Consider the following 16,476-nt stretch of genomic DNA (forward strand, 5'->3'; position numbering starts at 1 on the left):
TAACTTACCACCTCCCGAGAAATCGGGTGGAGGCTGGCGGTTTTTTAACCGTCGGCCTTTTTTGCGCTATATGCGCAGGCGATTTTTTATTCACCGTTTGTCGCCAGTTATTAGCAGTTCCTAGCAGAGATTACTGGTTAGGTTCTTGCCATCAACGGTGATGGGCAAACGTGCTGATTTAATCTTTGTATTATTTCAGTCTTGGTCACATCTCGTAAGTAGAGGAAACCCATGGTTTACTCCTATTCTGAAAAGAAGCGTATTCGTAAAGACTTTGGCAAACGTCCAAAAGTTTTGGATATTCCGTACCTGTTGTCTATTCAATTAGACTCTTTTAAGAAGTTCACCGATCAAGATCCTACGGGTGAACGCGGCTTTGAAGCTGCATTCCGTAGCGTTTTTCCCATCAAGAGCTTTTCTGGCAACTCTGAACTGCAATATGTCAGTTACAAGCTAGGCGAGCCAGTTTTTGATGTGAAAGAGTGTCAGATCCGCGGTGTTACATATTCAGCTCCATTACGCGTTAAATTGCGTATGGTTTTATATGACCGTGAAGCTGCACCAGGCACAGTTAAAGATATTAAAGAACAAGAAGTCTACATGGGTGATATCCCATTAATGACTGATAATGGTACTTTTGTTATCAATGGTACTGAGCGTGTTATCGTGTCTCAGTTGCACCGTTCTCCAGGTGTATTCTTTGATCATGACCGTGGTAAAACCCACTCTTCTGGTAAGGTGCTTTATAACGCACGTATTATTCCTTACCGTGGTTCATGGCTTGACTTTGAATTTGATCCAAAAGATGCCTTATTTGTACGTATTGACCGTCGCCGTAAATTACCAGCGACTATCATCTTACGTGCATTAGAGTTTTCTACTCAAGAAATCTTAGACTTATTCTTCGAACGTATTGAGTTCAAGATTAAGCAAGATTCACTTGTTATGGCACTTGTGCCAGATCGCCTTCGTGGTGAGACTGCAAGCTACGACATCAAAGACACAGATGGCAACTTATTAGTTGAAACTGGTCGTCGTATTACTGCTCGTCACATCAGACAGCTTGAAAAATCCAACACAACTGAACTTGAAGTCCCAGTTGATTACATTGTTGGTAAATATGCTGCTCAAGATTACATTGATGAAGATACTGGTGAAGTACTTGTTAGCGCAAATGCTGAAATCACCCTTGAAGATCTAGCTAAACTTTCTTTAGCGGGTATTAAAGAAGTTGATACTTTGTTTATCAACGATCTTGATCATGGTGCATACATCTCTGACACATTACGTATTGATTCTACAACTAACCGCTTAGAAGCTTTAGTTGAAATCTACCGTATGATGCGTCCTGGTGAGCCACCAACCAAAGATGCAGCTGAAGGCTTATTCCAGAACTTGTTCTTCAGTGAAGAACGTTATGACTTATCTAAAGTAGGTCGTATGAAGTTCAACCGTCGTCTTGAGATCTCTGAAGATGAAGGTGCTGGCGTACTGTCTAAAGAAGACATCGTACACGTTATGAAGAAAATCATCGAAATCCGTAATGGTTACGATGAAGTCGACGATATTGACCATCTAGGTAACCGTCGTATTCGTAGCGTTGGTGAAATGGCTGAAAACCAATTCCGTGTTGGTCTAGTTCGTGTTGAGCGTGCTGTTCGTGAACGTCTATCTTTAGGCGATCTGAATGAGCTTATGCCACAAGACCTAATCAATGCTAAGCCTATTTCTGCGGCTGTGAAAGAATTCTTTGGTTCTTCGCAATTGTCTCAGTTTATGGATCAAAACAACCCGTTGTCAGAAGTGACGCATAAGCGTCGTATCTCGGCACTTGGTCCTGGTGGTTTAACACGTGAACGTGCTGGTTTCGAAGTACGTGACGTACATCCAACTCACTACGGTCGTTTATGTCCAATCGAAACGCCAGAGGGACCAAACATTGGTCTAATTAACTCATTGGCAAGTTTCGCACGTACAAACTCGTATGGCTTCCTAGAAACCCCTTATCGTAAAGTGGTTGATGGCGTGATTACTGATGAAGTTGAATACTTGTCAGCAATTGAAGAAGGCCGTTATGTGATTGCACAGGCAAATATTGAAATTGATTCTTCAAACAGAATGCTTGAAGAGCAAATTGCTTGTCGTCATAAAGGTGAATCAACCTTTATGCGTGCTGCTGACATTCAGTATATGGATGTATCACCACAACAGATCATTTCTGTTGCGGCATCACTTATTCCGTTCTTAGAACACGATGATGCTAACCGTGCATTGATGGGTGCAAACATGCAACGTCAAGCCGTACCTACTTTAAGAGCTGATAAGCCTCTTGTTGGTACTGGTATTGAGCGTACTCTTGCTGTTGACTCAGGTGTTGTTGTAGCTGCGAAACGTGGTGGTGTTATCGACTATGTTGATGCTAGCCGTATCGTAGTGAAAGTTAACGAAGCAGAATTGACTCCAGGTGAAGCTGGTATCGATATCTACAACTTGACTAAATACACTCGTTCTAACCAAAACACTTGTATTAACCAACGTCCTTGTTGTTCTGTTGGTGACCCAATTGTTCGTGGTGATGTATTAGCCGATGGCCCGTCTACCGATTTAGGTGACTTGGCTCTTGGTCAAAATATGCGTATCGCATTCATGCCTTGGAACGGTTATAACTTCGAAGATTCGATCTTAATCTCTGAGCGCGTAGCGCAAGAGGATCGTTTCACTACTATTCATATCCAAGAGCTTTCATGTATTGCTCGTGATACGAAATTAGGTAGCGAAGAAATTACTGCTGACATTCCAAATGTAGGTGAATCTGCTCTGTCTAAACTAGATGAGTCAGGTATCGTTTACATCGGTGCAGAAGTGAAAGGCGGCGACATTCTAGTTGGTAAAGTGACACCTAAAGGTGAAACACAGCTGACTCCAGAAGAGAAGCTTTTGCGTGCAATCTTCGGTGAAAAAGCTTCTGACGTTAAGGACAGCTCATTACGTGTTCCTAACTCAGTTAAAGGTACTATCATCGATGTTCAAGTTTTCACTCGTGACGGTATCGAAAAAGATAAGCGTGCGCTTGAAATTGAAGAGATGCATGTTAGCCAAGCGCGTAAAGATTTAGGCGAAGAGTTCGAAATCCTTGAAGAAGGTGTTTTGAGTCGTGCACGTAACTTATTACTATCTGTTGGTTTCTCTCAAGCTAAATTAGCTGAGTTACCACGTAAAGATGTATTAATTCAAGTTATCGATGACGAAGCTAAGCAAACTGAGCTTGAGCAATTAGCTGAGCAACATGAAGAGCTTAAAGCTGACTTCGATAAGAAGTTTGAAGTTAAACGTCGCAAAATCACCCAAGGTGATGACTTAGCACCTGGCGTACTTAAGATTGTTAAGGTTTACCTTGCAGTTAAACGTACTATCCAGCCTGGTGATAAGATGGCGGGTCGTCACGGTAACAAAGGTGTAATCTCTAAGATTTGCCCTATCGAAGACATGCCATACGATGAAACTGGTGATCCAGTTGATATCGTACTAAACCCATTGGGCGTACCATCGCGTATGAACATTGGTCAGGTACTAGAGGTTCACTTAGGTGCTGCTGCTAAGGGTATTGGTAATCGTATTACTGCTATGCTTGAAGAGCAACGTGAACTTGCTGAACTGCGCGACTACATCCGCCAGGTATATGAATTAGGTGACGAAGTTCTTCAGAAAGTCGACATCAACTCATTCACTGACGATGAAGTATTGCGTCTGGCTAAAAACCTTAAAGGTGGTTTACCAGTTGCTACGCCAGCTTTCGATGGTGCTAAAGAGAAAGAGATCAAGCAAATGCTTGAACTTGCAGGCTTACCTGACTCAGGCCAGTTAACATTATGTGACGGCCGTACCGGTAACGAATTTGAGCGTAAAGTAACTGTTGGTTACATGTACATGCTCAAACTGAACCATTTAGTTGATGACAAGATGCACGCCCGTTCTACTGGTTCGTACAGCTTAGTTACACAACAACCATTGGGCGGTAAAGCTCAATTCGGTGGTCAGCGTTTCGGTGAGATGGAAGTATGGGCACTAGAAGCATACGGTGCTGCATATACTCTACAGGAAATGCTAACGGTTAAATCAGATGACGTTAACGGTCGTACTCAGATGTATAAAAACATCGTCGACGGTAACCATCAGATGCACCCAGGCATGCCTGAGTCTTTCAACGTATTGTTGAAGGAAATTCGTTCACTTGGTATTAATATCGAGTTGGATCAAGAGTAAGCATCGCTCTTAAGCAATGTTTGGTAACCAAGGATGCTTTGCTTAGCAAAGCATCTGGTTTAACTCCTTCAGGAGAGAAACGTGAAAGACTTATTAAAGTTTCTTAAACAGCAAAGCAAGACTGAAGAATTTAACGGCATCAAAATTGGTTTGGCTTCGCCTGACCTGATCCGTTCTTGGTCTTTTGGTGAAGTTAAAAAGCCAGAAACCATTAACTACCGTACTTTCAAACCTGAACGTGAAGGTTTGTTCTGTGCGCGTATTTTCGGTCCTGTAAAAGATTACGAATGTTTGTGTGGTAAGTACAAACGTTTAAAGCACCGTGGTGTTATTTGTGAGAAGTGTGGCGTTGAAGTTACACAGACTAAAGTACGTCGTGAGCGTATGGGTCATATTGATCTTGCAAGCCCAGTGGCACATATTTGGTTCTTGAAATCACTTCCGAGTCGTATCGGTTTGATGCTTGATATGACGTTACGTGATATTGAGCGCGTACTGTATTTTGAATCTTTCGTTGTGATCGAGCCTGGCATGACCAGCCTTGAACGCGGCCAAATGCTGACAGAAGAAACATATCTTGATGCATTAGAAGAATACGGTGACGAGTTCGAAGCTAAAATGGGTGCTGAAGCAGTCTTAGACTTGCTACGTGCAATCAATTTAGAAGAACAAATCGATCAAATGCGTGAAGAGTTACCGTCAATTAACTCTGAAACCCGTCGTAAGAAGGTCACTAAGCGCCTTAAACTGATGGAAGCATTCTTCACTTCTGGCAACAAGCCTGAGTGGATGATCTTAAAAGTTTTACCAGTTCTACCACCTGATTTACGTCCTCTAGTTCCACTAGATGGCGGACGTTTTGCTACATCTGATTTGAACGACCTTTACCGTCGTGTAATCAACCGTAACAACCGTCTTAAGCGTCTATTAGATCTAGCTGCACCAGACATTATCGTACGTAACGAAAAGCGTATGTTACAAGAGTCTGTGGATGCACTATTAGATAATGGTCGTCGTGGTCGTGCTATTACAGGTTCTAACAAGCGTCCGCTTAAGTCTTTGGCCGATATGATCAAAGGTAAGCAAGGTCGTTTCCGTCAGAACTTACTTGGTAAACGTGTAGATTACTCTGGTCGTTCGGTTATTACCGTAGGTCCTACTTTACGTCTGCATCAGTGTGGTCTTCCTAAGAAGATGGCGCTTGAGCTATTCAAACCATTCATTTATGGCAAGTTAGAAGGTCGCGGTTTAGCTACGACTATTAAAGCTGCTAAGAAAATGGTTGAGCGTGAACAGGCTGAAGTATGGGATGTACTAGACGAAGTTATTCGTGAACATCCAGTAATGCTTAACCGTGCACCAACACTTCATAGACTGGGTATTCAAGCATTTGAACCTGTTCTTATTGAAGGTAAAGCAATCCAATTGCATCCATTAGTATGTGCGGCATATAACGCCGACTTCGATGGTGACCAAATGGCTGTGCACGTACCATTAACGCTTGAAGCTCAATTAGAAGCTCGTTCGTTAATGATGTCGACTAACAACATTCTTTCTCCAGCGAATGGTGAGCCTGTTATTACTCCGTCACAAGACGTTGTATTAGGTCTTTACTACACAAGCCGTGAATGTGTTAACGGTCGCGGTGAAGGCATGGCATTTATGTCAGTTGATGAAGTTGAAAAGGCTTACGCTACCGGCGCTGCAGAATTGCACGCACGCGTTAAAGTTCGTTTAACTGAAACAACGATTGATGCTAACGGCGAGAAAACACAAACACTGAATGTAGTTGATACTACAGTTGGTCGTGCGTTGTTATCACAGATCCTGCCTGAAGGCTTACCATTTGAACTGGTTAACCAGAACATGGGTAAGAAGCAGATCTCGAAATTGCTGAACACTTGTTACCGTACACTAGGTCTTAAAGATACTGTTATCTTCGCTGACCAATTAATGTATACCGGTTTCCGTTATGCGACTATCTCTGGTGCCTCTGTTGGTATCAACGATATGGTTATCCCGGATGAGAAATATACTTTAGTTGAAGAAGCTGAACGTGAAGTGCTTGAAATTCAAGAGCAGTTCCAATCAGGTCTTGTTACCGCCGGTGAGCGTTACAACAAAGTTATCGATATTTGGGCAAGCACCAACGATAAAATCTCTAAAGCGATGATGGACAACTTGAAAAAAGAAGTTGTTATTAATCGTGATGGTGAGGAAGAAGAGCAAGATTCGTTTAACAGCATCTATATGATGGCTGACTCGGGCGCTCGTGGTAGTGCTGCACAGATTCGTCAGCTAGCTGGTATGCGTGGTCTGATGGCTAAGCCAGATGGCTCAATCATCGAAACCCCAATTACAGCTAACTTCCGTGAAGGTTTGAACGTATCACAGTACTTCATCTCTACTCACGGTGCGCGTAAAGGTCTTGCCGATACCGCACTGAAAACAGCTAACTCGGGTTACCTAACTCGTCGTCTTGTTGATGTTGCACAAGATTTAGTTGTAATTGAAGATGATTGTGGTTCAGTGGGTGGCTTGACTATGAAGCCGTTGATCGAAGGTGGTGATGTTAAAGAGCCGCTTCGTGAACGTGTTCTAGGTCGTGTAGTGTCTGTTGACGTACTTGAGCCAGGTACTGAAAAAGTACTTGCCCCACGTAACACATTACTAGATGAAGCATGGTGTGATCTTCTTGAAGAACATAGCGTCGATGAAGTTATCGTTCGTTCTGTTATTTCTTGTGAAACCGACTTTGGTGTGTGTGCTGCTTGTTACGGTCGTGATTTAGCACGTGGTCATATTATTAACCACGGTGAAGCAATCGGTGTTGTGGCTGCTCAATCAATTGGTGAGCCTGGTACACAGCTTACGATGCGTACCTTCCATATTGGTGGTGCTGCATCTCGTGACTCAGCTGACAACAATGTTCAAGTTAAAAACAGTGGTACTCTGAAGCTACATAACGCTAAACACGTTACTAGCATCGAGAACAAACTGGTTATCGTATCGCGTTCTTCTGAAGTAGCGATTATTGATGAACTTGGTCGTGAGAAAGAACGTTACCGTGTACCTTACGGTACAGTGCTAGAGCAACTAGAAGATACGGAAGTGACTTCAGGCGCAATTATTGCGAACTGGGATCCACATACTCACCCTATCATTTCAGAAGTTGCGGGTACGGTTAAATTTGTCGATATGATTGAAGGCGTTACTATGACGCGTCAAACAGACGACTTAACTGGTCTTTCTTCGGTTGTCGTTATCGATCCAGGTGCTCGTCCTACTGCTGGTAAAGAAATGCGTCCAGCTATCCGTCTAATCGACGCTGCTGGCAATGATCTTATGATCCCTGGTACTGATGTACCAGCGCAATACTTCTTACCGGGTAACGCGATTGTAGCTAAAGATGATAACGCGCAAATCAACGTTGGTGACGCATTAGCACGTATTCCTCAAGAATCGTCTAAAACACGCGATATTACCGGTGGTCTGCCACGAGTTGCTGACTTGTTCGAAGCTCGTAAACCAAAAGAACCCGCTATTCTTGCTGAAATCTCAGGTACCATTTCGTTTGGTAAAGAGACAAAAGGTAAAGTACGCCTAGTCATCAGCCCAGCTGATGGTAGCGAGCACTACGAAGAGATGATCCCTAAGTGGCGTAATCTTAATGTGTTCGAAGGTGAAAAAGTTGAACGTGGTGAAGTTATTGCTGACGGCCCAGAAGCTGCACATGACATCTTACGTTTACGTGGTATCCATCATGTTGCTAACTACATTGTTGATGAAGTCCAAGACGTTTACCGTCTACAGGGTGTAAAAATCAACGATAAGCATATTGAAGTTATCATTCGCCAAATGCTACGTAAGTGTTTAATCACTGATGCTGGTGATTCAAACTTCTTAGAAGGCGAACAAGCTGAAGTTTCTCGCGTGAAGATTGCTAACCGTGAGCTTGAAGCTCAAGGTAAAGCGCCTGCGAAGTTCGAGCGTGAATTATTAGGTATTACCAAAGCTTCTTTGGCTACTGAATCATTCATCTCAGCTGCATCGTTCCAAGAAACGACGCGTGTACTAACTGAAGCTGCTGTTGGTGGTAAGAGTGATCAATTACGTGGTCTGAAAGAAAACGTTATCGTTGGTCGTCTAATCCCAGCCGGTACTGGTTATGCGTATCACACTGCTCGTAACGAAGCGCGTGCTAATGTTAAAGATGAAGGTGCTGAAGCACCGGTTATCACTGCTAGTGAAGCAGAGAAGAACTTAGCCGACTTACTTAACTTGGCCGGAAGTGCCGACTAAAGTAAACGTTATGTTAAAAAAAGGCGCCTTTGGCGCCTTTTTTATTGGAAATTGCACGAAAAGTTGTCTATTTCTTGACAGTTGGCCATTACCTTTCTAAACTTTCGCGTCCCATCATAGTGGGATATAGATTTTTCACACAAAATTGTTGAGATTATTCAACTGAACGGAGCTATTCATGGCAACTGTAAACCAGTTGGTACGTAAGCCTCGCTCGCCAAAAGTCGAAAAGACTAATGTGCCAGCGTTGGATTCGTGTCCACAAAAACGTGGTGTTTGTACTCGTGTTTACACTACAACACCTAAAAAACCTAACTCTGCACTACGTAAAGTAGCACGTGTTCGCTTAACTAACGGTTTCGAAGTTACTTCGTACATCGGTGGTGAAGGTCACAACTTGCAGGAACATAGTGTAATTCTAATCCGTGGCGGTCGTGTTAAAGATCTACCGGGTGTGCGTTACCACACTATCCGCGGTGCATTAGATTGTGCTGGCGTTAGTGCTCGTCGCCAAGGCCGTTCTAAGTACGGTGCTAAGCGTCCTAAGTCATAACTTGTCCGTTTAAGTAAGGCCAAGCTAGTTAAAAATATTCCAGTTTTGGAAATACCTGAAGCATACGGAGAATTGTTATGCCAAGACGTCGCGTTGTAGGACAACGTAAAATCCTACCAGATCCAAAGTTTAAAAGTGAGTTGCTGGCTAAGTTCATCAACGTCATTATGGTTGACGGTAAAAAGTCAACTGCTGAAAAAATTATCTACAAGGCTCTTGATGTTGTCGCTGAAAAGAAAAGCGAAGATCATTTAAGTATCCTTGAAGCAGCTCTTGATAATGTTCGCCCTTCAGTCGAGGTTAAATCTCGTCGTGTTGGTGGTTCAACTTATCAAGTACCATGTGAAGTTCGTCCAGTGCGTCGTAACGCACTAGCGATGCGCTGGTTAGTTGAAGCTGCTCGCAAGCGTGGTGAAAAATCTATGGCTCTACGTCTAGCAGGTGAAATGTTAGATGCATCTGAAAACAAAGGTACTGCTGTTAAGAAGCGTGAAGACGTGCATCGCATGGCTGAAGCTAACAAAGCCTTTGCTCATTACCGTTGGTAATTTGATGGAGTGGGCGTTAGCCCACTCCATATTGTTGATATTTTCTAAAGCATTTGCTTTAGGTGAGAGGGTATAAATAGTGGCTCGTACAACCCCAATTGAGCGTTATCGTAATATCGGTATTGTTGCTCATGTGGATGCAGGTAAAACTACCACAACAGAACGTGTTCTGTTCTATACCGGTTTGTCTCATAAAATCGGTGAGGTGCATGACGGCGCCGCTACTACAGACTGGATGGTACAAGAGCAAGAGCGTGGTATTACTATCACTTCAGCTGCTGTAACAACCTTCTGGCGTGGAATGGATGCTCAATTCACCGAACATCGCATTAATATCATCGATACCCCTGGTCACGTTGATTTTACTATTGAAGTAGAGCGCTCATTACGTGTACTTGATGGAGCTGTAGTTGTATTCTGCGGTTCATCAGGCGTAGAGCCTCAATCAGAGACTGTTTGGCGTCAAGCTAACAAGTATGAAGTCCCTCGTATGGTGTTCGTCAATAAGATGGACCGTGCAGGTGCTGACTTCGATAGTGTCATTGACCAAATCCGTAATCGCTTAGGTGCTACTTGTGTTCCGATTCAATTGAATATCGGTGCAGAAGAGAACTTCAAAGGGGTTATTGATTTAATTAAGATGAAAGCGATTAACTGGTCTGAAGAAGATCAGGGAACGACTTTCTCTTATGAAGAAATTCCTGCAGATCTTTTAGCCAAGGCTGAAGAGATGCATGAGTATCTCGTGGAAAGTGCAGCAGAAGCCTCTGATGAATTAATGGAAAAGTACCTTGAAGAAGGCACTTTATCTGAATCAGAGATAAAACTTGCACTACGTCAGCGCACAATTAACAACGAAATCGTTTTAGCAACTTGCGGTTCTGCTTTTAAGAACAAAGGTGTCCAAGCGGTGTTGGATGCGGTAGTTGACTATCTTCCTGCTCCTGTCGAAGTTCCTGCTATTAAGGGTGTCGATGAGAATGAGAATGAAGTGGAACGCCCATCAGACGATAACGCGCCATTTGCTGCGTTAGCGTTTAAAATTGCGACTGATCCATTTGTTGGAACTTTAACCTTTATCCGTGTATATTCAGGCGTACTAGAGTCGGGTGCTGCAGTTTACAATTCTGTTAAACAGAAACGTGAACGAGTAGGTCGAATCGTACAAATGCATGCAAATGACCGTACAGAGCTGAAAGAAGTTCGTGCTGGTGATATTGCCGCGGCAATTGGTTTAAAAGAAGTGACAACAGGCGATACTCTTTGCGCAAACGATCACAAAGTGATTCTAGAGCGTATGGAGTTTCCAGAACCTGTAATTACCATTGCCGTTGAGCCTCGCTCTAAAGCAGACCAAGATAAAATGGGGATTGCGCTACAAAAGTTAGCGGCTGAAGATCCTTCTTTTAGAGTGGAAACTGATGAAGAGTCTGCTCAAACATTGATTTCTGGCATGGGTGAATTACATTTAGATATTATCGTAGACCGTATGCGTCGCGAATTTAATGTCGAATGTAACGTAGGTAAACCTCAGGTTGCCTATCGTGAAACGATTCGCTCTTCAGTTGAAGTGGAAGGTAAATTTATACGCCAATCAGGCGGACGTGGTCAATTTGGTCATGTTTGGTTGAAGATTGAACCATTGGAAGATGGTGCAGGCTATGAATTTGTCAATGAAATTGTTGGCGGTGCAGTTCCTCGTGAATTCATCCCTTCAGTAGACAAAGGTATTCAAGAGCAAATGAAAAACGGTGTTTTAGCCGGTTATCCTATGCTCGATGTGAAAGTAACCTTATTTGATGGCTCATATCATGATGTCGATTCAAATGAGATGGCTTTCAAGATTGCTGGTTCAATGGGCTTCAAAAAGGGTGCGCTTGAAGCAAGCCCTGTGTTACTAGAACCAACAATGAAAGTGGAAATTACCACACCAGAAAATAACATGGGCGATGTAGTAGGTGACTTAAACCGACGTCGTGGTGTGATTGATGGGATGGACGATGGCTTGGGTGGTGTTAAGATTATCCATGCAACAGTTCCGCTTTCAGAAATGTTTGGTTATGCGACTGACTTGCGTAGTGCAACTCAGGGGCGTGCTTCTTACTCTATGGAGTTTGCTAAGTATGCTGACGCACCATCAAACATTGCAAATGCGATTATTGAATCACGTACCTAAACACTATTTGGGTGCTTAACTAAATGTTATATAGCTCGTACTCGAGCACTTCTGAAAAGAAAGGAATATATCGTGGCTAAAGAAAAATTTGAACGTAATAAACCGCACGTAAACGTGGGTACAATTGGTCACGTCGACCATGGTAAAACAACGCTAACTGCTGCAATCTCAGCTGTTTTAACCAAAACTTACGGTGGTGAAGTTAAAGATTTCGCACAAATCGATAACGCTCCAGAAGAGCGTGAGCGCGGTATTACAATTAATACTTCTCACATCGAATATGACACACCTACACGTCACTACGCACACGTAGATTGTCCTGGTCACGCCGATTATGTTAAGAACATGATTACTGGTGCTGCTCAAATGGATGGCGCTATCTTAGTAGTTGCTGCTACAGATGGTCCAATGCCACAAACACGTGAGCACATCCTGCTTTCACGTCAGGTTGGTGTACCTTTCATCATCGTATTCATGAACAAATGTGACATGGTTGACGATGAAGAACTACTTGAATTAGTAGAAATGGAAGTTCGTGAACTTCTTTCTGAATATGACTTCCCAGGTGATGACTTACCAGTTATCCAAGGTTCTGCACTTAAAGCCCTTGAAGGCGATGCAGCTTGGGAACCAAAGATTATCGAACTAGCTGAAGCGTTAGATTCGTACATCCCAGAGCCAGAGCGTGACATTGATAAGCCGTTCCTACTTCCAATTGAAGATGTATTCTCAATTTCAGGTCGTGGTACAGTTGTTACTGGTCGTGTTGAGCGTGGTATCATCCGCGTTGGTGAAGAAGTTGAAATCGTTGGTGTTAAAGAAACGACTAAGACTACTTGTACTGGTGTTGAAATGTTCCGCAAGCTTCTTGACGAAGGTCGTGCTGGCGAAAACTGTGGTGTTCTTTTACGTGGTACTAAGCGTGAAGATGTTGAGCGTGGTCAAGTATTGGCACAGCCAGGTACTATCACTCCTCACACTACATTCGAATCAGAAGTATACGTGTTAAGCAAAGAAGAAGGCGGACGTCACACTCCATTCTTCAAAGGCTACCGTCCACAGTTCTACTTCCGTACAACTGACGTAACTGGTACTATCGAGCTTCCAGAAGGCGTAGAAATGGTAATGCCTGGTGATAACATTAAAATGGTTGTTACACTAATCTACCCAATCGCGATGGACGACGGTTTACGTTTCGCTATCCGTGAAGGTGGCCGTACTGTTGGTGCTGGTGTTGTAGCTAAAATCGTTGCTTAATAGCGACCTTTAGTAAACACTTTAAAAAGGAAGCTTCGGCTTCCTTTTTTGTTTTTATTGCTTTTTGTTTTTATCCCTGTAAAATCCACCGCCTTGAACAAATGAACTAGATTGAAGAGTTTTTGTTCGAAGGGGTTGATCTCTCATCTGATATCTGTATAATTCCCCTTCGCTGTCCTAGACAGTGTAATATAATGTTTAATCATAAGGATTATTCATTTTCATAATTGACTCCGATTGGGAGTCTACGGTTAAATCATCTCGCTCTGCTTTTCCATTGGGAAGAAGCTAGAGGGTGATTTTTTATGTGTGCATTTTAGGAGCTCTGGTCAATGCAGAACCAAAGAATCCGTATCCGCTTGAAAGGTTTTGATCATCGTTTGATCGATCAATCAACAGCGGAAATCGTTGAAACTGCTAAGCGTACAGGCGCTCAGGTTCGTGGTCCAATTCCACTACCTACGCGTAAAGAACGTTATACCATTTTGACTTCTCCGCACGTCAACAAAGACGCTCGTGACCAATACGAAATTCGTACTCACAAGCGCTTAGTTGACATCGTAGAGCCAACTGAAAAGACTGTAGACGCATTAATGCGTTTAGATCTTGCCGCTGGTGTCGACGTTCAAATTAGCTTAGGTTAATTGAGATCCTTAGAAGAGGTTTGAAAGATGGCTATCGGTCTTATTGGTCGTAAAGTGGGTATGACTCGCATCTTCACAGAAGATGGCGCTTCTATCCCTGTAACAGTGATTGAAATTGCTGGTAACCGTGTTACTCAAGTGAAAACTTTAGAAACTGACGGATACCGTGCTCTTCAAGTAACTACTGGTACCAAAAAAGCCAATCGCATCACCAAACCAGAAGCAGGTCATTTTGCTAAGAGCGGCGTTGAAGCCGGTCGAGGTTTATGGGAATTGCGTTTGGCTGATGGTGAATGTGAAGGCGTTGAAGTTGGTGCTGAACTTAATGTTGATATCTTCGCAGATACAGCAAAAGTTGATGTTACTGGTCAATCTAAAGGTAAGGGCTTCCAAGGCGGTATTAAACGCTGGAATTTCCACGCTCAAGATATGACACATGGTAACTCTTTGGCTCATAGAATCTAATGGTTCTATCGGTCAAAACCAGACACCTGGTCGCGTTTTCAAAGGTAAGAAAATGTCTGGCCACATGGGTGCCGAGCAAGTAACTACTCAAAATCTAGACGTTGTACGTGTAGATGCAGAGCGTAACTTGTTATTGGTAAAAGGTGCTGTTCCTGGCGCTACCAATGGTGACTTGATTATCAAGCCAGCCGTTAAAGCATAGGTCTGAGGAGATAGTAATGGAATTGGTATTGAAAGACGCGCAAAGCGCTCTTGAAGTTTCCGAAACTACCTTCGGCCGTGACTTTAACGAGGCATTGGTTCATCAGGTAGTTGTAGCTTACGCTGCAAACGCGCGTCAGGGCACTCGTGCTCAACAGACTCGTGCGGAAGTAACTGGCTCAGGCAAAAAGCCTTGGCGCCAGAAAGGCACAGGCCGAGCTCGTGCCGGTAGTGTTAAAGGCCCGATCTGGCGTGGCGGTGGCGTAACATTCGCTGCTAAAACTCAAGATCACAGCCAAAAAGTTAACAAAAAGATGTACCGTGGTGCTTTAAAGAGCATTCTTTCTGAATTGGTACGTCAAGAGCGTTTAGTCGTTGTTGAATCTTTTGGTGTTGAAGCTCCTAAAACTAAAGAGCTGAAAGCTAAACTAAAAGAAATGAACTTAGAAGACGTTCTAATTGTTACTGCAGATGTTGATGAGAATTTATTCTTAGCAGCACGCAACTTATACAAGGTTGACGTACGTGACGTAGCGGGTCTAGACCCAGTTAGTCTAATCGCGTTCAACACTGTTCTTGTTACTGCTGATGCAGTGAAGCAAATCGAGGAGATGCTAGCATGATCACCGAAGAACGTTTGCTAAAAGTTATTCTTGCTCCACATATCTCTGAAAAGAGTACTGTACTAGCTGAGAAAAACAACACTGTAGTTTTCCGCGTAGCAATCGATGCGACTAAAGCAGAGATTAAAGCTGCTGTAGCTCAGCTATTCGAAGTTGAAGTTGATAGTGTCCGCACTTTGGTAAACAAAGGCAAAACTAAGCGCACTGGTGGCCGTGTTGGTCGTCGTAGCGATTGGAAAAAAGCCTATGTAACTTTAGCTGCTGGTGCTGACATCGATTTCGTTGGCGGCGCTGAGTAAGCAAAGGAGAATTATCATGGCAGTTATTAAGTGTAAGCCAACCTCTCCAGGTCGTCGCCACGTTGTTAAAGTGGTGAACAGCGACTTGCATAAAGGGAAACCTTTTGCAGGCCTGTTGGCTAAGAAATCTAAAAGTGGTGGCCGTAACAATACTGGTCGTATCACTGTTCGTCACGTAGGTGGTGGACACAAGCAGCATTACCGTATTATTGACTTCAAACGCAATAAAGATGGTATTCCTGCAAAAATCGAACGTCTTGAGTATGATCCGAACCGTACAGCTAACATCGCGTTAGTACTATACGCAGACGGTGAGCGTCGTTACATTCTTGCTGCTAAAGGCATGCAAGCTGGTGACGCTATCCAATCTGGTTTGGATGCAGACATCAAAACTGGTAACGCAATGCCGCTTCGCAACATCCCAGTGGGTAGTGTTGTGCACGCAGTAGAAATGAAACCTGGTAAAGGTGCTCAAATCGCGCGTTCAGCTGGTGCTTATGTTCAAGTTGTTGCTCGTGATAACCAATATGCAACTTTACGTCTTCGCTCTGGCGAAATGCGCAAAGTTCCAGTTGATTGTCGCGCAACATTCGGTGAAGTTGGTAATGCCGAGCACATGCTACGCCAGTTAGGTAAAGCAGGTGCTAAACGCTGGAGAGGCGTACGCCCTACAGTTCGTGGTGTTGCAATGAACCCGGTTGACCATCCACATGGTGGTGGTGAAGGCCGTACTTCTGGTGGACGTCACCCAGTGAGTCCATGGGGTGTGCCAACTAAGGGTTATAAAACTCGTAGTAATAAGCTCACCGACAAGTACATCGTACGTCGTCGTAATAAATAGTAAGAGGATTCGCCCATGCCACGTTCTCTCAAGAAAGGTCCTTTCATTGACCTGCACTTGCTGAAGAAGGTAGAGAAAGCGATGGAAGCGGGAGATAAAAAGCCAATTAAAACTTGGTCTCGCCGCTCAATGATCATCCCAAATATGATTGGGTTGACCATCGCTGTCCATAATGGTCGTCAGCACGTACCTGTGTTCGTAACTGACGAAATGATCGGTCATAAGCTTGGTGAATTTTCACCAACTCGCACTTATCGCGGCCATGCTGCAGATAAGAAAGCGAAGAAGCGTTAATACGGGAGAC

At 43.6% G+C, this 16,476-nt stretch carries 11 protein-coding genes and 1 pseudogene; all 12 read left to right on the forward strand.

Annotation, left to right across the window (positions count from 1 at the left end; translation table 11 throughout):
• Positions 1–231 precede the first annotated feature (231 nt).
• The 12 genes and pseudogenes from rpoB to rpsS all read left to right on the forward strand — a co-directional run bounded on the left by rpoB (position 232) and on the right by rpsS (position 16,466).
• Positions 232–4,263, forward strand: coding sequence for a DNA-directed RNA polymerase subunit beta (rpoB, locus tag AC0L4E_RS20080; RefSeq protein WP_473681400.1), 4,032 nt, complete (start codon positions 232–234; stop codon positions 4,261–4,263).
• 81 nt (positions 4,264–4,344) lie between these two features.
• Positions 4,345–8,565: a DNA-directed RNA polymerase subunit beta' gene (rpoC, locus tag AC0L4E_RS20085; RefSeq protein WP_473681402.1), complete on the forward strand. Its 4,221-nt coding sequence runs from the start codon at positions 4,345–4,347 to the stop codon at positions 8,563–8,565.
• 178 nt (positions 8,566–8,743) lie between these two features.
• Positions 8,744–9,118 carry a 30S ribosomal protein S12 gene (gene rpsL / locus AC0L4E_RS20090; protein ID WP_102529393.1) on the forward strand — a complete coding sequence of 125 codons (375 nt, stop codon included), beginning with the start codon at positions 8,744–8,746 and terminating at the stop codon, positions 9,116–9,118.
• A 77-nt stretch (positions 9,119–9,195) separates the two neighbouring features.
• The gene (rpsG, locus tag AC0L4E_RS20095; protein ID WP_153916624.1) at positions 9,196–9,666 is read left to right on the forward strand and encodes a 30S ribosomal protein S7; all 471 of its coding nucleotides are present in this window, start codon (positions 9,196–9,198) and stop codon (positions 9,664–9,666) included.
• A 79-nt stretch (positions 9,667–9,745) separates the two neighbouring features.
• Positions 9,746–11,842 carry an elongation factor G gene (gene fusA / locus AC0L4E_RS20100; RefSeq protein WP_220755196.1) on the forward strand — a complete coding sequence of 699 codons (2,097 nt, stop codon included), beginning with the start codon at positions 9,746–9,748 and terminating at the stop codon, positions 11,840–11,842.
• Positions 11,843–11,914: 72 nt separating this feature from the next.
• Positions 11,915–13,099, forward strand: a complete 1,185-nt coding sequence (gene tuf / locus AC0L4E_RS20105; RefSeq protein ID WP_473681391.1) for an elongation factor Tu — start codon at positions 11,915–11,917, stop codon at positions 13,097–13,099.
• A gap of 332 nt (positions 13,100–13,431) precedes the next feature.
• On the forward strand, positions 13,432–13,743 hold the full coding sequence (rpsJ, locus tag AC0L4E_RS20110) for a 30S ribosomal protein S10 (RefSeq protein WP_055026509.1): 312 nt from the start codon (positions 13,432–13,434) through the stop codon (positions 13,741–13,743).
• A gap of 27 nt (positions 13,744–13,770) precedes the next feature.
• Positions 13,771–14,410 (forward strand): annotated as a pseudogene (rplC, locus tag AC0L4E_RS20115) (50S ribosomal protein L3).
• 16 nt (positions 14,411–14,426) lie between these two features.
• The gene (gene rplD / locus AC0L4E_RS20120) at positions 14,427–15,032 is read left to right on the forward strand and encodes a 50S ribosomal protein L4 (protein WP_055026507.1); all 606 of its coding nucleotides are present in this window, start codon (positions 14,427–14,429) and stop codon (positions 15,030–15,032) included.
• Positions 15,029–15,331, forward strand: coding sequence for a 50S ribosomal protein L23 (gene rplW / locus AC0L4E_RS20125; protein ID WP_102529388.1), 303 nt, complete (start codon positions 15,029–15,031; stop codon positions 15,329–15,331). The genes rplD and rplW overlap by 4 nt, the downstream gene beginning before the upstream one ends.
• 16 nt (positions 15,332–15,347) lie before the next feature.
• Positions 15,348–16,172 carry a 50S ribosomal protein L2 gene (gene rplB / locus AC0L4E_RS20130; protein ID WP_055026505.1) on the forward strand — a complete coding sequence of 275 codons (825 nt, stop codon included), beginning with the start codon at positions 15,348–15,350 and terminating at the stop codon, positions 16,170–16,172.
• A 15-nt stretch (positions 16,173–16,187) separates the two neighbouring features.
• Positions 16,188–16,466 carry a 30S ribosomal protein S19 gene (rpsS, locus tag AC0L4E_RS20135; RefSeq protein ID WP_006083596.1) on the forward strand — a complete coding sequence of 93 codons (279 nt, stop codon included), beginning with the start codon at positions 16,188–16,190 and terminating at the stop codon, positions 16,464–16,466.
• The last annotated feature ends 10 nt before the right edge of the window (positions 16,467–16,476 follow it).

It is taken from the genome of Shewanella sp. GJ50-10, from assembly GCF_055808815.1.